The 19,578-nt window shown below is 64.6% G+C and carries 14 protein-coding genes and 4 pseudogenes; 16 read left to right on the top strand and 2 right to left on the bottom strand.

The window, feature by feature from the left end:
* Positions 1-338: 338 nt before the first annotated feature.
* The 13 genes and pseudogenes from KXC42_RS26985 to KXC42_RS26930 all read left to right on the top strand — a co-directional run bounded on the left by KXC42_RS26985 (position 339) and on the right by KXC42_RS26930 (position 13,759).
* Positions 339-734: a helix-turn-helix transcriptional regulator gene (locus tag KXC42_RS26985; protein WP_219129622.1), complete on the top strand. Its 396-nt coding sequence runs from the start codon at positions 339-341 to the stop codon at positions 732-734.
* Entirely contained in the window at positions 724-1,602 is an 879-nt protein-coding gene (locus tag KXC42_RS26980; protein ID WP_219129623.1) for a permease, read from the top strand. Before KXC42_RS26985 ends, KXC42_RS26980 begins: the two co-directional genes overlap by 11 nt.
* 44 nt (positions 1,603-1,646) lie before the next feature.
* Entirely contained in the window at positions 1,647-1,811 is a 165-nt protein-coding gene (locus tag KXC42_RS26975; protein ID WP_156776349.1) for a hypothetical protein, read from the top strand.
* Between the two features lie 512 nt (positions 1,812-2,323).
* Complete coding sequence (locus tag KXC42_RS26970) at positions 2,324-2,926, top strand: recombinase family protein (RefSeq protein ID WP_094364518.1); 603 nt, start codon at positions 2,324-2,326, stop codon at positions 2,924-2,926.
* 1 nt (position 2,927) lies between these two features.
* Complete coding sequence (locus tag KXC42_RS26965; RefSeq protein ID WP_163376769.1) at positions 2,928-4,307, top strand: Mu transposase C-terminal domain-containing protein; 1,380 nt, start codon at positions 2,928-2,930, stop codon at positions 4,305-4,307.
* 2 nt (positions 4,308-4,309) lie between these two features.
* Positions 4,310-4,876 (top strand): annotated as a pseudogene (locus KXC42_RS26960) (AAA family ATPase); the annotation flags it as partial.
* A gap of 157 nt (positions 4,877-5,033) precedes the next feature.
* A complete protein-coding gene (locus tag KXC42_RS26955; RefSeq protein WP_219130727.1) occupies positions 5,034-6,317 on the top strand; it encodes an IS701 family transposase in 1,284 nt (427 codons plus the stop codon).
* A 39-nt stretch (positions 6,318-6,356) separates the two neighbouring features.
* Positions 6,357-7,522, top strand: a protein-coding gene (locus KXC42_RS26950; protein ID WP_112320133.1) for an IS3 family transposase whose coding sequence is annotated in 2 segments (ribosomal slippage) — positions 6,357-6,629 and positions 6,632-7,522 — 1,164 coding nt in all. Because the reading frame shifts where the segments join, the coding sequence is not laid out codon by codon here.
* A gap of 57 nt (positions 7,523-7,579) precedes the next feature.
* Positions 7,580-7,825 (top strand): annotated as a pseudogene (locus KXC42_RS27565) (ATP-binding protein); the annotation flags it as partial.
* 857 nt (positions 7,826-8,682) lie between these two features.
* Positions 8,683-8,918 (top strand): annotated as a pseudogene (locus KXC42_RS27560) (IS21 family transposase); the annotation flags it as partial.
* 181 nt (positions 8,919-9,099) lie between these two features.
* The gene (locus tag KXC42_RS26940; RefSeq protein ID WP_219130696.1) at positions 9,100-11,460 is read left to right on the top strand and encodes an ATP-binding protein; all 2,361 of its coding nucleotides are present in this window, start codon (positions 9,100-9,102) and stop codon (positions 11,458-11,460) included.
* Positions 11,457-13,154, top strand: coding sequence for a DEAD/DEAH box helicase family protein (locus tag KXC42_RS26935; RefSeq protein ID WP_219130695.1), 1,698 nt, complete (start codon positions 11,457-11,459; stop codon positions 13,152-13,154). Before KXC42_RS26940 ends, KXC42_RS26935 begins: the two co-directional genes overlap by 4 nt.
* Positions 13,151-13,759 carry a hypothetical protein gene (locus KXC42_RS26930; protein ID WP_219130694.1) on the top strand — a complete coding sequence of 203 codons (609 nt, stop codon included), beginning with the start codon at positions 13,151-13,153 and terminating at the stop codon, positions 13,757-13,759. The genes KXC42_RS26935 and KXC42_RS26930 overlap by 4 nt, the downstream gene beginning before the upstream one ends.
* Here the strand turns inward: KXC42_RS26930 and KXC42_RS26925 are convergent.
* Positions 13,756-14,931, bottom strand: a complete 1,176-nt coding sequence (locus KXC42_RS26925) for a DNA cytosine methyltransferase (protein WP_219130693.1) — start codon at positions 14,929-14,931, stop codon at positions 13,756-13,758. The genes KXC42_RS26930 and KXC42_RS26925 overlap by 4 nt on opposite strands.
* Here KXC42_RS26925 and KXC42_RS26920 point away from each other — a divergent pair.
* A complete protein-coding gene (locus tag KXC42_RS26920; RefSeq protein ID WP_306840160.1) occupies positions 14,930-15,418 on the top strand; it encodes a very short patch repair endonuclease in 489 nt (162 codons plus the stop codon). The two genes, KXC42_RS26925 and KXC42_RS26920, sit on opposite strands and share 2 nt — an antisense overlap.
* 665 nt (positions 15,419-16,083) lie before the next feature.
* Here the strand turns inward: KXC42_RS26920 and KXC42_RS26915 are convergent.
* Positions 16,084-16,662, bottom strand: coding sequence for a hypothetical protein (locus tag KXC42_RS26915; protein WP_219130692.1), 579 nt, complete (start codon positions 16,660-16,662; stop codon positions 16,084-16,086).
* A 574-nt stretch (positions 16,663-17,236) separates the two neighbouring features.
* On the opposite strand from KXC42_RS26915, the pseudogene KXC42_RS26910 reads away from it, so the two are divergent.
* Both KXC42_RS26910 and KXC42_RS26905 read left to right on the top strand, forming a co-directional pair.
* Positions 17,237-18,479 (top strand): annotated as a pseudogene (locus KXC42_RS26910) (IS256 family transposase).
* Positions 18,480-18,895: 416 nt separating this feature from the next.
* Positions 18,896-19,198, top strand: coding sequence for a hypothetical protein (locus KXC42_RS26905; RefSeq protein ID WP_156666187.1), 303 nt, complete (start codon positions 18,896-18,898; stop codon positions 19,196-19,198).
* Positions 19,199-19,578 lie beyond the last annotated feature (380 nt).

Here is a 19,578-nt window from a genome sequence, read left to right as displayed (position 1 = left end):
TGTGACTTTCGGCCGTAAATGGCGGTGTTCTATCGACGCTCCGTGGCGGCCTCAGTTGGTGATGCCGACGACGAGGGTAGCCAGCTTGCTCGCCAGCGGTGCCCGGCCCCTGCGTGTCAGGGTGAGTTGAGACCAGCGGTCCGCAGCAAGTCCGTCCCCGCAGGGCGAGGGGACTGGACCGGGTTCGCCTCGGCCGCCCTGATCGGAGTCGGCCGCACCGCGAATGCGACCGTCCGTAACATCACCGAACGCCTCCAGGCATCCGGCGCCGCAAAGCAACACCCGCGATCCATCAACAGAGGCTTGTGATAGCAATGGTCGCTTGTTAGTGTGAGGGCATGACTTCAGCAATCCAGCTCCCCGCCGTGGTCTCGGACCTCACGGCCAAAGAACAAGCCGCCTACCTGGTGCCGACCCTGGCGGCGTTGGCCGATGAGAACCGGCTGACGATTGCCCTGTCCCTGGCCGATGGGGCGAAGACGAACACGCAACTCCAAGAGGCCACCGGGCTGAGCCAGGCGCTGGTCAGCCACCACGTTGCCGCCCTGCGCAAGGCCGGCCTGGTCGACTCCACTCCGCGGGGGCGGTCGAACCTCGTCTCGATCTGCTGCGAGCAACTGGCCGCCCCGGTCCAGTGGCTGGCCCACCTGGCCACCCTGACTCCGGCAGGACAGCAGGCCTGCTGCACCGAAGCCACGATTCCGGCGAGCACTGCGGTAGCCGATGCTGACTGAGACACTCGGAACCTTCGCCCTACTCCTGGGCCAGCTGCTGGCCCTGTTCCTCGTCGTGTCCACCATCGTCGCATTGATCAACCGGCGATTCGGGCCGGAGAAGATGCGGGACTGGATGAGCAGCGGGCGCATCCCCGGACCCGTCAAAGGCCTGGCCCTCGGGGCGGTCACCCCGTTCTGCTCCTGCGCGACCCTGCCCATGCTGGTCGGGATGCTCAACGCCGGAGTCGCCTTCCAGACGGCGATGACCTACCTCATCTCCTCGCCGTTGCTCAACCCGATCATCGTCGGCGGCATCGGCATCATCTTCGGGTGGCAGACCGCGATCACCTACACGATCTTCACGCTCTCCGTGTCGTTGATCGCCCCGTGGGTCTGGGGCGCGTTGGGCATGGAAAAGAGCCTCAAGCGCGTGCGCGTACAGGGAGAGGGGACGCCTGAGCCATGGAACGGTCTTCGCAGTGAGATGCCCGGAGCGCTGCGGCAAGCCTGGACCGATCTGCGACCCTTGCTCATCCCGATGCTCGTCGGCGTGGCGATCGGGGCAAGCATCTATAGCTTCGTCCCCGCGGACCAGCTCACCGCGTTCGCCGGGGCCAACATCTGGTGGGCCGTGCCCCTGGCGGCGGTCATCGGCATCCCGCTCTACATCCGGCTGGAAACCATGCTCCCGGTCGGCCTCGCCCTACAGTCCGCCGGTGTGGCCGTCGGCCCCATCTTCGCCCTGATGATCGGCGGGGCCGGGGCCTCCCTGCCGGAGGTGTCGATGCTCGCTGCGATCTTCAAAACGCGACTCCTGGCCACGTTCGTCATCACCATCCTGGCCGTGGCGATCATCGGCGGCTACCTCATCTCGATCACCGCCTGACCCCAGAACTGTCCCAGTAAACCCACCTAAGGAAAGGAACCATCATGGGATTGAAGGACCTGCTCACCGGACGTTCGAGCAAGGAGCAGTCGGACTGCTGCAACGTCGAAATTGTCCCCGCCGACGACGACACCCAGCAGAACGGCAACGCTGAGGCACCTCAGCAGGAAGACGGAAGCTGCTGCCAAGACGCCAAGGTTCAGGGCTGACGCTCCAGAAATCCACGACCCCGGCCACCGTCACCGGGACCACGACGAGGACTCCCGTCACCGGCGGGGGTCCTCGTCCACTGTTGACTCCCGCCTGCTTCACGCTCCGGTTCGCTCTCCCGAGGGTTCATGCTGTCGGGCACGCTCGTGTCGTGCTCGCTCATCATCGATACAGTCATCGCGGCCGTGAGCCGGGGATGCTCCGCTCGTAGGATCGAGCGCGCACCTATCAGGGGACGATACGGTTGTCGGTCCGGGGGATTGCCCGACCCCGACGACCAGACGGCCTACCAGCCCGCCGAGTAACTCCCACTGGTCTCATCCACCTTGACTTCCGCCGGGCACCAAGAAGCATGCCTCATCAACTTACAGTCTTATGAGACACCAGGCGGGGACCGGACGCCGAGACCGCTTCATGGGCCGATGGGCACCTTCTGCCTCTCGCGAAGTCGTCTCACCGTGAACTGTCGCAGGGTGGTGCTCGGTAGGGGTTTGTGAGTCATAATCATGTCATGAGGCTCTTGGGGTACACCCGCGTGAGTACCGCGAGTCAGGACGCGCAGTTGCAGTTGGATGCACTCGTGGATTCCGGGGTGCAGAAGCGGGATGTGTTCGCGGATGTGACCTCGGGTAGCCGGACCGCGATCGAACGCCCGGGGATGAAGCGCCTGTTGGACTATGCCGAGTCCGGCGACACGGTCGTGGTGTGGCGCATCGACCGGCTCGGCCGATCCTTGATCGATGTCCTCAACACCGTGAACCTGATGCGCGACAAGGGCGTAAAGATCAAGTCGCTTTCGGACGGCATCGACCCGGAGACCACTTCCGGCCGGTTAATGCTGGGCATGCTGGCCACGCTGGCCGAGTACGAGCGCGAGCTGATCACCGAGCGAGTCAATGCCGGCATCGCTGCGGCGAAGCAGAGCGGTACCCGGTTCGGTCGGCCGCCTGTTGACCCGGCGGTGATTGCGGAGAAACTCGACATCGCTCGGGACGCCCGCGCCAAGGGTCGCACCGCCGAGGAAGCCGCCCGATTGGTCGGATGGTCTCGCGCCACGCTGTACCGGCACCAACAGGCTGCCCGCGACCGCGACATGGTCTCCCAGCAGGTGTGACATGGACGGGCCGCAGCGGTGGCGAATCCTCCGGCTTCACGTCGAGGACGGCATCTCGCTGACGACCCTGGCCCGTGACACCGGCACCGGGCTGCGGACACTGCAACGCTGGCACCAGCTTTACAAGACCGGCGGCATCGCGGCGTTGGAGCCGCGGCCACGACGCGACACGGGATCTCGACGCACTCCGGCGGAACTGGTCACGTTTCTCGAGCACCTCGCGCTGACCCGCCCACGCCCGAGCACCGCTGCATTGCACCGGCTCACCACGGCCGAAGCGGGTCGCTTGGGGCTGACGGCCCCGAGCTATGCCACGGTCCGCGCCATCGTCCACGCTTTGGACCCGGCCCTGGTGACGCTTGCTCTGGAGGGGCCGGCAGCATATCGGGACCGCTATGAACTGGTGTTCCGCCATCGCGCCGAACGGCCGAATGTGACGTGGCAAGCCGATCACACCGAACTCGACATCCTCATCACCGGCGCCAGCGGCACCCCCGACCGGCCCTGGCTGACGGTGGTGATGGACGACTACTCCCGCGCGGTCTGCGGGTACATGGTCTTCACCGGGGCGCCATCGGCGATGAACACCGCGCTGGTGCTACGACAGGCGATCTGGCGCAAGACCGAACCGGCCTGGGCGATGTGCGGACTACCCGACGTCCTCTATATCGATCACGGCAGCGACTTCACCAGCCGCCACCTCGAGTACACCGCGGTCTCACTGAAAATCCGCCTCATCTTCTCCACCGTCGGTCGCCCGCAAGGCCGAGGCAAGATCGAGCGGTTCTTCGGCACAGTCAACACCGAGCTCCTGGCCACCCTGCCCGGACATCTGGCACCAGGGGCCAAGACACCTCCATCTCTGGATCTACCTGCGCTCGATCAGGCGATCGCCGGTTTCATCGCCACCTACAACGAGCGGACCCACCGGGAGATCGGGACGAGCCCGAAGAAGGCGTGGATCGGTGACGGGTGGTTGCCACGCATGCCCGAATCCCTCGATGAACTCGACGGACTGCTGCTGACGGTGCCCAAGCACCGCACCGTGCAGCGTGACGGCATCCACTTCCAAGGCCGGCGCTACCTCGCGCCAACTCTGGCACCGTTCGTTGGCCGCCCGGTGACGATCCGCTACGACCCGCGTGACATCTCCGAGGTTCGCGTATACGACCGCGACACCTTCCTCTGCGTGGCCATCGATGAGGCGCACCCGAACCAACGGGTAAGCCTGCAAGAAGTCGAGACCGCACGCCGAGCCCGCCGGCGCCAACTGCGCAAAGACATCAACGACCGCATCCCGCGTATCGCCGATCGGGCCGAACCGCGCACCGCCGCCCCCGGAGCGCGGCCAACCAAGCTGCGCACCTACGAAGAGGACTAAGGATGGCCAAGGACTTCATCATCACCAAGGAACATCGCCGGTTCACCGAATTCGCCACCGCGGTACGCAAGGAACGCACCATCGGCATCTGTCACGGCGACGCCGGCATCGGCAAGACCCAATCGGCACGCCGATACGCCCACTGGGACACCGTGGAACCGTTCATCACCGAATGGGGGCCGCGCACCGAAGACGACGCCAAGCTTTATGCAACTGCGAACCGGTGCCGGACCGTGTTCTACACCCCCGAGGTGCTCCCCAGGCCCAAAATCCTCATGCACGAGATCGCGCACCTGCAGACAAAGCTCGGCATCTGCATCGACGAACACCAGCGCAACATCGGCAAAGTCACCGGCGCCCACTCAGGTCACACCAACAAGTGGGTCGAGCTGCTCATCATCGATGAAGCCGAACGACTGGCCCCGACCGCACTCGAACTCCTCCGTGATGAACACGACCGCTACGACCTGGCGATCATCCTCATCGGCATGCCTGGCATTGACCAGCGGTTTCGCCACTACCCTCAGCTCTACAGCCGCCTCGGATTTTCACACCGATACCGGGCACTAGTACTACAGCCGTAAGTTGATCTTGACGGCGTGTCCTCACCGAGGGAAGCGACCACCGCGCGATCATTTCTTGTTTGTGTGGAACAAAAAGGACGCTGCGGTGGCCGCAGCGCACAGCGTAGACCTCGATGGGTGGGGTCGGCTATTCGACTCCGTGCTGCGCAGATGCGCGGGCCGCTTCGCGCGCCGACGGACCCATGCCCGGGCCGGGAAGATGGTGCACGGGTTGATTGCCGGCCTCGACGACAAGAACTGCTGGACACTGGCCGAGCACCTCGGCGACCGGTCCCCGGACGGGTTGCAGTACCTGCTCTCACGAGCGAAATGGGATCACGACGGGGTACGCGACGATGTCCGCGACTTCGTCGCCGAGCATCTCGGCGCCCCCGACGCCGTGCTGGTCGTCGACGAGACCGGAGACCTGAAGAAGGGGCGCCACACCGTCGGGGTGCAACGGCAGTACACCGGCACCGCCGGACGGATCGAGAACGCCCAGGTGTCGGTGCACCTGACCTACGCCACCGCCGAGGGTCACGCCCTGATCGACCGGGAGTTGTACCTGCCGAAGTCGTGGACCGACGACCGCGGGAGGTGCCGGGCGCAGGATGTGCCAGAAGGTCGGGCGTTCGCCACCAAACCGGCGCTGGCGGGGCGCATGATCGTCGCCGCCGCAGCGCATGTTCCTGCGAAGTGGGCTGCGGGCGACGAAGTGTACGGCGCCGACCCGGTGCTGCGCCGACAGCTCGCCGACCACGGACTGGGCTATGTTCTGGGCGTGGCGTGCTCACATCGGGTCACCACCGCCGACGGCACCGCCCGCGTCGACGAGCTCGCCCAGCGCCTGCCGTCGACGGCGTGGCGGTCGGCCTCCGCCGGCGAGGGCGCCAAGGGCAGGCGGCTCTACCGGTGGGCGCGTATTCCCATCGACCCCGGCGAGGAGGCCGGCGCCGCCGGATCCGGTGTGCACGCGGTGCTCATCCGTCGACATCCGCGCACGAAGGAACTCGCCTATTTCCGCTGCTACAGTCCCACCTCGGTGTCGTTGGCAGCGTTCGTGCGGGTCGCGGGGCTGCGGTGGCGGATCGAGGAGTCGTTCCAGGCAGCCAAGGGTCAGGTCGGGCTCGATCAACATCAGGTCCGCACCTGGACCTCGTGGTATCGGTGGCACACCTTGGTGATGCTCGGCTACGCGTTCCTCGCTGTCGCAGCGGTCATCTCACGGCGCCGTGCACCGTCGACACCGACCTTGATTCGTCTGAGTATCAACGAGATACGAAAACTGTTCACCACGCTCATCGACAACGCCCGATCCGGCCGATCGGTGGCCCATCTCCTGCACTGCTCGTGGTGGAGACGACATCATCAAGCCCGCGCCCGCATCTGCCACTACAAACGACGAGGCCATACACCAGGGACTGCTGCACGGATAGGTGACATCTGAACTGTGGTGCCGTGAGGCACTGCTGGAAGGATGGACCCCGTGCCCAAGCCCTATCCGAAAGAGTTCCGCGACGACGTCGTCCGCGTGGCCCGCAACCGCGAACCAGGTCAGCACCTGCGGCAGATCGCCGCCGACTTCGGCATCAGCGAATCCTGCCTGACCAACTGGCTCAGGAATGCCGACGTCGAGGACGGCACCAAGCCAGGGACGACGAACGAGGAGTCCAGAGAGAACCGCGAGCTGAGAAAGCGGATCCGGTTGCTTGAGCAGGAGAACGAAGTGCTGCGGCGGGCCGCGGCGTATCTATCACAGGCGAATCTTCCGGGAAAATGATGTACCCGCTCGTCCGCGAGCTGGCCGCCGGCGGGATTCCCGTCGCGGTGACGTGCCGGGTTCTGGGGATCGCGCGCCAGCCGTACTACCGGTGGCTCGCCGACCCGGTCACCGACGCCGAACTCGAGGAGGCGTACCGGGCGAACGCCCTGTTCGACGCCCACCGCGAGGACCCGGAGTTCGGCTACCGGTTCCTCGCCGACGAAGCCCGCGATGCGGGCGAGTCGATGTCGGACCGCACGGCGTGGCGGATCTGTTCGACCAACAGGTGGTGGAGTGTGTTCGGCAAGAAACGTGGCTCGAAGAAGGGCCGCTCCGGGCCGCCGGTGCACGATGATCTCGTCGGCCGCGTCTTCACCGCGGATGCTCCAAACACTTTGTGGCTCACCGATATCACCGAACACAGAACCGAGGAAGGCAAGCTCTACCTGTGTGCGGTCAAGGACGTGTACTCGAACCGGATCGTCGGCTACTCGATCAGCGATCGGATGAAATCCCGTCTGGCTGTCACGGCCCTCGAATCGGCAGTGGCACGGCGGGACTCGGTTGCCGGATGTGTGGTTCATTCCGACCGTGGATCGCAATTTCGCAGCCGGAAATTTGTCCGCGCCCTCGCCCGCCACGACCTGGTCGGATCGATGGGTCGGGTGGGTGCGGCCGGCGACAATGCCGCGATGGAATCGTTCTTTGCGCTGCTCCAGAAGAACGTCCTCGACCGGCAGAGATGGGCCACACGCGAGCAGTTGCGCATCGCGATCGTGACTTGGATCGAGCGGACCTATCACCGCCGGCGACGTCAGCTCCGGCTCGGCAGATTGACGCCTGTCGAGTTCGAGACCATCATGACCACACCAGCCACACAGGCTGCGTGACCGAATCTGTCACCGGATCGTGCAGCAGTCCCCCATGATCAACTTACGGCTGTAGTACTAGGACGCGAGGAACTGCTCTTCGTCCTCGATCGCCATTGGAAACGCCTCGGCCGCACTCTTGACCCAGACGACTTCACCGACGCTCAAGCGATCGCCGCGATCGAACGCATCACCCGGGGCAACTTCCGCCTCCTCGAACGCCTCTTCCCTCAGATCGCCCGAGTGCTCAAGATCAACCAACTCGAGACCATCACCGACGACGTCATAGAATCCGCCGCCAGCATCCTCGTGATCGGAAACTAACGCCCCCAAGCGATCACAGAAAACCGCCGCAAAGCACTCAAACCCACACTCGATTCGGCAGGATGCGATCGAGTGCCAGGCCGTTTCGGAGTGTGCTGTTTGGGGATCGTCAAACAGCACAACCTTTCTCCATGGAGTGCTTCGAACGTCTTCATGACATCGCGATCTAGCGTCATAATCTCATGACATCTTTTTTATGTGTTCACCTGACATCACCATCTACTATTGGATCTATATCGCAACGATGGGTGGATGACGATGAGTTGGCAGACAGTAGACGGCGAGCATGAGGGACATGCCTCGATCGAAGTCTCGGACGGACGTCGAGTGACCGAGATACGGGGCGACAATCTCGTCCTCGACGACGGAAACACGGTGAGCATTTCGGAAACCGTCGGGTGGCTGGCACGGTGCTCCTGCGGCTGGAAGGCTCCGTTGATGATTCGCCGCCTGACGGATCGTTCCGCGACGCCTGCGCCCGATCAGGTGTATGACCCTGAAGGCGGGCCTGCTCCCAAGTGGGTAGAGGACAGTTGCCACACCGAGTGGCTCGAGCATGTCCGGCCACCCAGCCTTGAAGCAGTGAAGCGGACCTCGCGTGAAGCGCAGGCGGCCGGCCGTAGGCTGGATGAAGCTGTGGCGGTCGCTCGAGCGTGTGGGTCGTCCTGGGCTGACATTGGCGAGGCTGTCGGGATCAGCAGGCAGTCTGCTTACACCCGTTGGCGGCGGTTCGACAATGCGAATCAGTAGTCATGGACACGCGACGGGCACCGCAATGTGGACGTCCCTTATCTACAGTCCTGGCTGCGCCCGTCCAAGCGAACTCGGCGCAGCTCTCAGGCACACGAGTTGCAGCAGACGGTCTCGACCGCATCTGCCGCGGTTTCGGTGGTCTAACCCGCAGTTGGCGTCTCGACCGTATGACCACCGTCTGTCATCCCGATAGCGGACGGATCACCGCCCGCTTCGCCAGCGGCGCCGAACACTACGGCGTGGCCGCGTCGATCTGCCCACCTCGGGCTGGCAACCGCAAGGACCTCGTCGAGAAGTCGAACCATACTGCCGCTGCGGGTGGCGCACCCTGCCCGACGACGGGGTCCTTCTTACGGCAACGACACCAGCATCAAGCTCGGATCTTCACGTTGTCTCCTGCACTCCATTTCCGGAAGAGTTGGATTGTCCGCAACCAAAGTAATGTTTTGGGCAACAGCCGACGAACCATTGGGAACTGCTCCGACAGTGTGACCAAGAACTACCGACGAGGATCCTGAGCGATGCCCGAAGAGACCCTTGACCTAACTCCCTCCCCCCGGATCCTCGACGTGATCGCCGACGTCGACATGAAAGTCGAGGAGTGCCTCGCTGAGCTGATCGACAACGCGCTCGACGAGATCGACGCGGCTAAGCGCGAGGACCCGGGTTTCGAGGGCCGGGTGGAGATCGAGTTCCCGTCCGGCTCGAAAGTCCACACGGACTCGGTGATCAGCGTCACCGACTCGGGCCGGGGAATGTCGGTGGAGCAGATGCGAAAAGCACTACGGGCCGGTTCGTCAGGTAACGCACGCTACGGTTCCCTTGGCCTATTCGGAATGGGTTTCAACGTGGCTACCGGGCGGCTGGGCCACCTAACGACAGTCAGGTCCGGCAGGGCTCAGGACGATTACTGGACGATCGCGGTCATCGACATCCAGGCGATGGGATCGCGGGATTCCTTCCAGGTGCCGATCACCACAGAGCCTAAGGGCGTTGGCGAGCATGGCACCTCGGTAAGCGTCTCTCGCCTTCGCAGCGACACGGTCAAGAGCTTGCGCTGGCCCGGAATCGCGAACCGCGTGAAGGCGCGCCTGGGCGAGACCTACTCGTACATGCTCCGCTCGGTCGCCGGCACCGACATCGCCGCCGCAGAGGTTATCGGCGGACTGGGTCTGAGTCTCACTCTCAACGGCAGCCCTGTGGAGCCCTACATTCCATGCGTGTGGTCGCCTGAGCGGTCGGTTGTCTACAAGGGCCAGGACGTGCCGGCGGTGACGGAGGTGCGCCACGACCTCAAACCGGCGTTCGCCTGCTTGGCGTGCGGGCACTGGCACTCCGAGACCATCGCGGAGCTCGATGCGTGCGTCGAGTGCGGGTCCGATCAGGTGGAGATGCGGGATCGGACGATCCGCGGTTGGCTCGGCATCCAGCGGTATGACGATGCGGGCGGTGACTATGGGATTTCGCTGTTGCGTCAGGGGCGAACGATCGTCCACCTAGACAAGGACCTGTTCGAGTGGTCGAACCCCGACACCGGCGAGAAGGTCGTGGAGTACCCGGTTGAACTCGGGCGCGGACGGATCGTGGGCGAGCTGCACCTGGACCATCTTCCGGTGAACTACCGCAAAACCAACTTCGGCCGGGACAGCCTCGCCTGGAAAACCGTACGCGACAAGATCCGCGGCGACGGCCCGCTCCTAGATAATCTGGCGAAGCAGCTGGAGTACAGCCCCAACACCTCGGAGCTGGGCATGCTGTTCCACGCCTATCGCCGGTACAACCCCGGGTACAGATACCTTGTGCCTGGAGACGGCGAAAAAGCGATGGCCGAGCAGGCCCGCAAGTGGGGCGCCAACTTCCGCAAGGGCCTGTCGGCCTACCGGAGCGACGAGATGTGGTGGACTCACGTTGTCAATCATGAAGAGATCAAAGCCAGAAACTCGGGAGACGACGAGGAAGACGGCGAGCCGAACGTCGACGATCTGCTCCCGTCTGGTGGCGACCCGTCCGGGGATCCTGACGGCGGCGACGACAGCCCTGATGATGATGAGGCGCCAGAGCTGGAGACCCGCGACGACCGGCTCGCCCGCTATCGCGCGAACGGCCGGGTGATTCCGCAGTTGGACAGTGCGGAGATCGTGATCCCGGGCGGCAGCCGGACGTTCAAGGTGACCGTGTATCTGACGGACGGGGTGGATCTCCTGGAAGGTGCCGACAAGTTCTCAGCACCCAATCTTCAGGCAAACGTAATCGAGCTTTTCATTGACCAGAGGCATCCGCTGCTGGCTGACTATGGGTGGAACCCCGTCGACGTCGGCGCGACAGTGCTGCACGATGCGGCGGCGGCGTATCTGCGATACGCCGGCAAGGCCGGTGAGTTCGTGGAGGGCATTCTGGATCAGGTCGGCGACCGCCGGATTGACGCCGCGACGGTACGTCTCTCTGCCGAGGACCTTCTCGATCGGATCAGGGAGGTCAGCGGGCCGCTTGTCGAGCGCGACCCGGCTGGATTCTGGACGAAACTGTCGCCCACCGCGAAGATCCAGACTCAGAAGTCCGCCGCCGCAGACGCGAGCGCGGACTGGAACGCCCTGGAAGCCTCTGGTGGCTACGCGCAGTTCCTCAGCCCGCGCGCATTCGAGGATCTGATCGTCGAGGCACCCGAGCTGATGCTCGACGGTGGGGTCTTCACGTCGAGCTACAGCTCGTGGCAAGACGAGTCGATCCGCGAGGAGAGGCAGAGCCACCTGACGAGCCTGGTCCGGGATCTGGAGCGGACGCTGACGGCCACCGATCGCCTGAGCCCCCGAGAGTTGCTCAGGCTGTCCATCGGACTGGAGTCGCTTAGCGCAATGGTGACCCCCGACGGGACCCAGGCATGATCGGCGGATCCTTCCTCTCGGTGGACCGGATGGTCGAGGGCGGCCCCGCAGGGTTCACCCGCGCGCTGGAGCGGCTGCTGCCGCTGCTCGGATTCACAGACGTCGTGAACATCGACGGCCCCAACGACCAGGGCGGGGACCTGTTAGCGCGCTTCGGCGGGAAGCTCATCGCCATCCAGGCCAAGTGGCGGCTCGATCCGGTCAAGGGCTCGGTCAGCGAGGACGCGGTGAACGAGGTCTCGAACGCGATCGACGCCTACGGCGCGGCCTCGGGCATCGTCGTTACCAACGGCCGATTCACGAAGACGGCCCGGACACGGATCACCGCGTTCGAGAGGGTCGGCCGCACTCTCAAGGCATGGGACGGGGCGGCGCTCGCCAAGCTGTACCGCAGCGCCAGGGACTTGCCTCCACAGGTGGACCTGCGTCCGTACCAGGTGGAGGCCGTCCAGGAGTCGCTGGACGGCCTGGACGACCCGGCCCGACGCAAAGCCCTTGTGTACCTGGCCACCGGTCTGGGCAAGACCGTCGTAGCCGGTTCGATCGTAGCCGACCGGCTCGACCGCGACCCCTCGGCGAAGATCTTGGTGATCGCACACGGCGCCCCCCTGGTCGACCAGTTGGAGAAATCGATGTGGCCATTCATCCCGAAGAACGTCCCGACCCAAAGGATCGGTCAGGGTGAACACCGCGACAATCTGTCGGGCGTCACCTTTGCGGTGCTCCCGACGGCGCACGCCTATGTGGAGCGGGGCTATCGACCCGATCTGGTCGTCATCGACGAGGTCCACCACGTCGGCGAGAGTGGGTACTACGCTCATATCCTCGAACTGCTCGACAACGTACCTAGGCTCGGGGTCACCGCCACGCCGTGGCGCGGGGACAAGTTCGATATCGAGACCACGTTCGGCTCACCAGTAGTCCAGATGTCGATTGCCGACGGGATTAGACGCGGCTATCTCGCGCAGGTGGACTACCAGCTGCTCGCCGACAATATTGACTGGGAATTCGTGAAGGAGTCCTCCAAGCACTCGTACACGATCAAGGACCTGAACCGGCGCCTATTCATCCCCGAGCGCGACGAGGCCATCATCGAGCGCCTGATCAAAGTGTGGAATTCCACGCGCGCCCCCCGTGGGATCGTCTTCTGCCAGACAATCGACCACGCCGAGCGCTTCGCCGAACTTCTGCGAGGCCACTCGCCCTGGCGCGGGGTCGAGACGATCCACAACGACATGAGCAAGCGTGAGCGGCAGCAGCGGTTGGTCCGCTTTCGTTCAGGCCAGACCGAGCTGCTAGTAAGCGTCGACCTGCTGAATGAGGGTATCGATGTTCCCGACGTGAACATCATCGTCTTCGCCCGAGTGACGCACTCGCGCCGGATCTTCATCCAGCAGCTCGGACGCGGGCTGCGCCTGCGTGCCGGTAAGGAGCGGGTCGCCGTCCTGGACTGCGTCTCGGACCTGCGACGGATCGCTGAGGTATCGGCGTTTCGGGCACAGATGGAGGCCACGGAAACGGAGGTCCTCAGCGTCCACCGGTCAAGCTTCGACTTCGAGGACCAGGGCGTGCGGTCGCTTATCGACCAATGGGTCGCCGACGTCGGAGACCTCGCGACGGCCGCAGATATGGTGAGGCTGGAGTTCCCGCCGTCGATGGACGGGCTCGACGTCGGCGCGAGGAGGTGGGCGTGACCAGGCTGCCGGACGAGGTCAGAGACGAGGCTCTGGCGTATGTCTACGCGGAGTTCGACCGCAGAAAATGGGAACAGGTCGCCCCAAGCGAGCGAGGCGGGGTCTTCGACAAGCTGATCGCCGACGAGCAGTTCAGCGAGCTGCTCCGGCCCTACTACACGCCAGCGCAGATGCGCGTGTGGCTCAAGGACAGCGCAGCCAAGGAGTACCCGCGCGCGCTGGAGGGTATCGGCCCGACCGCGCGCTACACCAGGCGCGGATACCCGGGGCCGAGCGTCCTCGTCACCGCGACCCTGGGCGCGGACTGGACCGTCGTGCCGGACTCCATCGAGCAGAAGCCCATGCGGTGCCGGGCGGTGAGCGCGGCCGGTGATGAGGCGGTCGTCGTTTGGGGATCGTACCGGGTTCTGCGCGACTTATATTGGGCGGCGTCTGGCGCGCGGGTCGAAGGCGAAGGGCGGGTAGCTGTGGTGATCACCCGGCCGACGATGACGGCGCTGCATGATGCCGAGTGGGCACGCGTGCGGTCGTTCTGCGCGCTGATCGGCGTCGAGGCGTTCACAGTGATGTACGCGCCACGGGCTTTGACCGAACCCCGGGACTAGGCCGAGCGCGCCCGCCAGTCGGCCTGGTCTGCGCGGACGGCGGCCTCGTCGAGATGCTCGCGCACCGACGCCGCCACTATCCAGGCGAGGTCGACCGGCACAGCGTTGCCCAGCTGACGCATCGCTTCGCCCCAGGGGCCGTGCAGGCGGTAATCATCGGGGAAGGTCTGCAAGCGCGCAGCCTCACGGACGGTGAAATAACGGACCGACTCGTCGACGTCCCGGAGCATGTTTTCCCCACCGGGTACGCCATGGACGCCGGCTTTGAGGGCCTTGGCAGGCGCGTCGATGTAAGAGCCGGTGTGACCCGGGTAGGACCTGGCGCCCGGCTGTGGAACATGGTTCAGAACTTTGGTGCCCGCGCCCGAATTGGGATCGGGCAGGTCGCCAATGGCGTCGCGGACGGTGCGCCAGGGCTTGAGTGATGGGTCGGAGTTCTTACCCTCACGCACCCGGAAGGCACGGTGTTTCTTGGCGACCTCGTGACGGTCCCAGTAGGAGCCGTCCTCCTGGGCAGCGCGAAGGGCACCGGCGGAGTGTGTGGGTCGGGGGAAGCTCCACTCGGCATCGACGTCCTCGCGGAAACCGACGAAGAACACGCGCCATCGTTGTTGGGGCACGCCGTAATCGGCGGCGTTAACCAGCGTCGGCAACACGTTGTACTTGAGGTCGGTGTGCACAGAGGTGTGCTCGGCCTGCAGGCGGTCAAAGTGGTCACCCCACGACTCGCCGTTGGCGGCTACCAGCTCGGGGTGGGCCAGCCGCAGCTGGATATAGCTGTAGTAGTCCGAGAAGCCAGGTCGCAGGAGCCCGCGGACGTTCTCGATAATGAAGGCTCGAGGGCGTAGCCGCCGGATAACCTCGGTAGTGGCCGGAAACATGTCGCGCTTGTCGTCGGCGGCATTACCCTTACCGCCGGCGGAGAACGGCTGGCAGGGCGGACCTCCGCTGACCAGATCGATCCCATCGGGCACGCCGGACCAATCGACGTCTCGGACATCACCCTCTCGCACATCGATGCCCTTGACCAGAGGATAGCCGGCGTCCCTGTTCTCGCGGAGGGTATCGCAGCACCATCGGTTCCACTCGGCGACGACCTCCGTGGAGAATCCGGCCCGGTGAGTGCCGAGAGTCAAGCCACCGCCACCGGCGAAGAGTTCCACGCTACGCATGCCCCAAAGGCTATCGGTGGGACCGGTGTTTCTGGGTATCGGGACTAGCGTGGCGCAGACTGAGGTGGTGAGTGAGAGCTGGGCGTCGAGTTCCGCAGTGCGGGCGTCGATGCGGGGTAATCGGCGCCGCGACACCCGACCTGAGCTGGCGGTGCGGCGGCGACTACATGCCCTGGGCCTGCGGTATCGCGTCGACTTTGCGCCGCTGCCGGGCGCACTTCGGATGCGGGCGGACATCGTATTCACCCGGGCGAGGGTCGTAGTGTTCATTGACGGCTGCTACTGGCACGGATGTCCCGAGCACTACCGGCCCGCGCGGATCAACGCCGAGTTCTGGTCCACGAAAATCGCCGGTAATCGAGAGCGGGACGCACGCTCGACGGAGATGTTGCGGGACGCAGGCTGGACAGTGCTTCGGTTCTGGGAGCACGAGCTGCCGGAGGACGTGGCTTCCGCCATCGCGGGAGCAGTCGCGGTAGCGCGATAAGGCCCCCGGCTGGCATCCTCCGCCCGGCCGTGGCAGGCAGAAGTCAGCAGATCAGGGAGTGGGCGATCTGGGCGATCGCCCGCCTCGAAACGGTCCCGGCCGCCGGGGTTCAGGCTGCGGGGCTGAGCAGTGCGGAATCTTGCGGGGCAGCACAGACAAATCGCCGGTGATGCCGGCGAGGGCCCAGCCGTCGCGGGCAGCGTCCCTCGAGCAGCAGCACCTGCTCAAGTTTCCGGCACAAGTTTCACCATTTCCCGGGTCCACCGCACCGCACGGGCGCGTTCGGCCGGGGGTCGAGCCCCCGTTGATCGAGCCCCCGTTTTTGACCCCTGCCACGGGGAAGTGGCACCACATTCCAGTGCACAACCTGCGACCACGGCACCTCGTGAAGCTGTGTGACCGGAGCGGACCCGATTCCGCAGCCGACGACACCCCGGCTCGGCCCTGACCCCGGCCGGTGCTGCTGCCCGCATCACCAGCTATGCCCTGACCACAAGAATCGGCACCACCGGCAAGACGGTCACCATCGAAAGACCTGATACGGCGATTGCGTCCGAGGTGCCCTGAGGTGATTGCTTTCCATATCAGCGGGAATCTCAGGGCACCGGACGCACGTTCGCAGGCGTCACACGATGATCCTCGTCTGCCGAACTTGGCCAAGTGAGCTACAGCTGCTCGATCCCCTGAAGGGTGAGGGTGTCAACGAGCTGCGCGCCTTCATCGGCCACGTAGTGGTAGACCAGCTCAGCACGGAATGTACCGCTCACCCGCACATGGTCCGAGTCCCAGTCCGGATCGATCACGCGCCACGGAACGTCATGAGGAACGGCGGGAAGTTCGGTCTTCAGAACGCATGCTTCCCACTTGATGTCGGCGTCGACCTGCGCCTCGCCAATGGTGGTACCGCCCTCGAACTCTTCGTGTTCATCGACGAACAGAGTGTCCAAGTCATGGGTGACGGCCACGACATCGACCGGTCCCTGAGTGACCTCAGGGATGTCCACCTCGAATGCGCCTCTACTGCCTGTATCGACGTCGAGTTCGCGGTCGAGCAACTGTTCGTCCCCAGCGATGCTGCTACCCACCAACTCTTCGAGGCTCAAGAACATCCAATCGGCCTCTTCCGCAGCCTTCATGGCCTTGTGCTCGGCAGTAACGATTTGCTCAGCCTCGCGGTACGTCAGGTCCGGGTGCGCGGCAAGGTATGCGCGAACGGCCTTCTTGCGAGCAGAATCCTTTGTCATATTGGTCCTCCAACCACTGTTCAACGCGCGCAGCAGCCCGCATCCACTGCACGCGGAAGTGCGTTGGATGGTTGATTTCGCAGATCCTGTGGACCTTGCCCTCAGACGTCGTGTGCGATGCGGGCGCACGTGACTCGGGTGAAGCCATGCGAGACGGCTCAAGATCAAAGTTAGCAGAAGTCGCCAGTCCTTGCAAACTCACGCGAGGCACCGGTCCATGGACGACAATGACCGCACCGAAGCGGGTGCGAGGGCCGCCGCAGGGCTGGCCGGCATGAGAGGTTCTTCCGCTCTCAATGCCCGGCTTCCTGCGGAAACGATGCGGCAGGCCGATGCTTCCCGAAGTCCGCTATCGCGTCCCTCCATCGACCTGCCGCCCACCGACTATAACGCCCCGGTCGAACACACGTTCCCTAGGGTTCAGTCTGACTTCGGTTCTCTGAGGTTACGTCCATGAGGATGGTGTACGAGCTGGATCCGAATGAGATGGCCGGCGTGTCGTAGCCGAACGAAAGACGGTCACCGCGTGATTCTTCGAGAGACCTACCAAGTCGACTCGAGACAGGACCACACGATGACCACTGCCCACAATATCGACCTGCACCAGCTCGTCGAAGACCGACTCACCGGCGCCAGCCCCGATCTGCTGCGGGAGCTGCTGACGCTGTTCATCCACGCCCTGATGGGCGCCGAGGCCGACGTCCTGTGCGGCGCCGGCTACGGGCAACGCACCGACGACCGCGTCAACTCCCGCAACGGGTATCGGCACCGTGACTTCGACACCCGGGTCGGAACCCTCGATGTCGCCATCCCGAAACTGAGGTCCGGCAGCTACTTCCCGGATTGGCTGCTCGAGCGCCGCAAGCGTGCCGAGCGTGCCCTGACCACGGTGGTCGCCACCTGCTATCTGCTCGGGGTGTCGACCCGCCGGATGGAGAAACTGGTCGAGACGTTGGGTATCACCTCGTTGTCGAAGTCCCAGGTCAGCGTCATGGCGAAGGAGCTCGACGAGCAGGTCGAGGCGTTCCGCAGCCGGCCCCTCGACGCCGGCCCGTACACGTTCGTCGCCGCCGACGCCCTCGTGCTCAAGGTCCGCGAGAACGGCCGGGTGGTCAACGTTCACGCCCTGGTCGCGGTCGGGGTCAACGCCGACGGCTACCGCGAAATCCTGGGCATCGATGTCACCTCCGCCGAGGACGGCGCCGGCTGGCTCACGTTCTTCCGCGGACTGGTCGCCCGCGGGTTATCCGGGGTGAGGTTGGTGACCTCCGATGCCCATGCCGGTCTGGTCGCGGCGATCGGCGCCACCTTGCCCGGTGCATCGTGGCAGCGTTGCCGCACGCATTACGCGACGAATCTGATGGCGGTCACCCCGAAGACGTCGTGGCCGTGGGTGCGCACGCTGTTGCACTCGGTCTACGATCAGCCTGACTCGGAATCTGTTCACGCACAATATGATCGGATCATCGAAGCCCTCGCCGAGAAGCTCCCGAGGGTTGCCGACCACCTCGACGGCGCCCGGGCCGATCTCCTCGCGTTCACCGGATTCCCGAAGCAGATCTGGCGGCAGATCTGGTCCAACAACCCGCGATCGGTTGAACAAGGAGATCCGCCGGCGCACCGACGTCGTCGGGATCTTCCCCGACCGCACCGCCCTGATCCGCCTCGTCGGCGCCGTCCTCGCCGAACAGCACGACGAGTGGATCGAAGGACGCCGCTACCTCGGCCTCGACGTCCTCTCCCAGGCCCGAGGCGACAAACCCGCCGACACCGCCACCGAACCCGCCGAGGAGGTTGCACCAGCACTGACCGCATAACCACCCGAGGAATCACGCGGCGACCTCGTTACACCACGCATCTGGACTTGACCTTCTCTGAACTGCTGGTTTGCTTCGCGGACGGCGTCTTCGGCGGTTGATCCGTTCGCTGCGGAGCTGTCCGTGTACGAGCGAGGGCCGACGGCGTAGTTATCCAGCGCGATAATGCCCAATAGTGACCAACACGGTCCCCGGCTGTCTTCCGGACGCCCTACGGTGACCTCATGGGGCGAATAAGTGGACTGGCTGCAGCGTCACTGTCGATTGGGGCACTGTTCCTGAGCGGATGTGTATCCAATACCGAGGAACCGGAGACCTTCCCCGCCACGGTCACTGTCGTCGGGAACGCGGAGCAAGCCGATCCCCGGACCGGACAGTGCATCATCACCACGATCCCGATCGCACCGAACGACATCGTGTACCTGCACGGCGAAAGCGCGGCCGCCTCGGCACGTTCCGTGCTGGAAATCGATACCGTCGAACGCAATGCCGACGGCACGGGAGTGTGTACCTATGTGGCGCACTTCGAGGCGGTTCCTGCCAATCAACGCAGCTACACGGTCACCGTGAGCAGTTCGGCACCCTATGCCGCAACCTTCGAGTCGTCTTCCTTCAACGCGGGCGAGATCGAAGAAGGAGCGACGTTCTACCTACACGAATTCCCGCCCCGCACCGATACCTCGGGTGCAGGCGACAGCGGCCCTATGGGGACACCGTAGCTCGGTCGAAGACAACTTCGTCGACTTCATCATGGACACTCGAGCACCAGCTCAGGGGAACACCAGTGCGAAAATTTGCGGTGTGGTGTCCTACGAACGCGCACCCAGTCGGGTGGTCGAACGGGCACCGACTGTGACCGCACCGGGTGGTCGTGGGCTGGACACCGTGCACCTGCGCGACGGCGCTGCGCCCCTCGGGAGTCACCGGACACCGCACGTACCTGTGCATCGTCTGCGATGCGGAGATCCTCATTCCGCCCCATACGGGGCCACCGTTCTCCGGGGTGCAGTGGCCGCCGAGACAGACACAGGAGCAACCAAGGCGCGACTCGGAAGGTGAGCGAGCCGGCCGGATCGCGGACGGGGCGACCCGCCGGGAT

Source organism: Rhodococcus sp. LW-XY12, assembly GCF_019317345.1.
Taxonomy (GTDB): domain Bacteria; phylum Actinomycetota; class Actinomycetes; order Mycobacteriales; family Mycobacteriaceae; genus Rhodococcus; species Rhodococcus pyridinivorans.
This window is presented reverse-complemented; position numbering and strand designations above follow the sequence as displayed.

Excerpts from the sequence above, each read along its gene's own strand:
- KXC42_RS26965 (WP_163376769.1), top strand. The coding sequence starts at position 2,928 with ATGGACGGGCCGCAGCGGTGGCGAATCCTCCGGCTTCACGTCGAGGAC.
- KXC42_RS26970 (WP_094364518.1), top strand. The coding sequence starts at position 2,324 with ATGAGGCTCTTGGGGTACACCCGCGTGAGTACCGCGAGTCAGGACGCG.
- KXC42_RS26915 (WP_219130692.1), bottom strand. The coding sequence starts at position 16,662 with ATGACAAAGGATTCTGCTCGCAAGAAGGCCGTTCGCGCATACCTTGCC.
- KXC42_RS26920 (WP_306840160.1), top strand. The coding sequence starts at position 14,930 with ATGCCCCAAAGGCTATCGGTGGGACCGGTGTTTCTGGGTATCGGGACT.
- KXC42_RS26985 (WP_219129622.1), top strand. The coding sequence starts at position 339 with ATGACTTCAGCAATCCAGCTCCCCGCCGTGGTCTCGGACCTCACGGCC.
- KXC42_RS26940 (WP_219130696.1), top strand. The coding sequence starts at position 9,100 with ATGCCCGAAGAGACCCTTGACCTAACTCCCTCCCCCCGGATCCTCGAC.
- KXC42_RS26925 (WP_219130693.1), bottom strand. The coding sequence starts at position 14,931 with ATGCGTAGCGTGGAACTCTTCGCCGGTGGCGGTGGCTTGACTCTCGGC.
- KXC42_RS26980 (WP_219129623.1), top strand. The coding sequence starts at position 724 with ATGCTGACTGAGACACTCGGAACCTTCGCCCTACTCCTGGGCCAGCTG.
- KXC42_RS26935 (WP_219130695.1), top strand. The coding sequence starts at position 11,457 with ATGATCGGCGGATCCTTCCTCTCGGTGGACCGGATGGTCGAGGGCGGC.
- KXC42_RS26975 (WP_156776349.1), top strand. The coding sequence starts at position 1,647 with ATGGGATTGAAGGACCTGCTCACCGGACGTTCGAGCAAGGAGCAGTCG.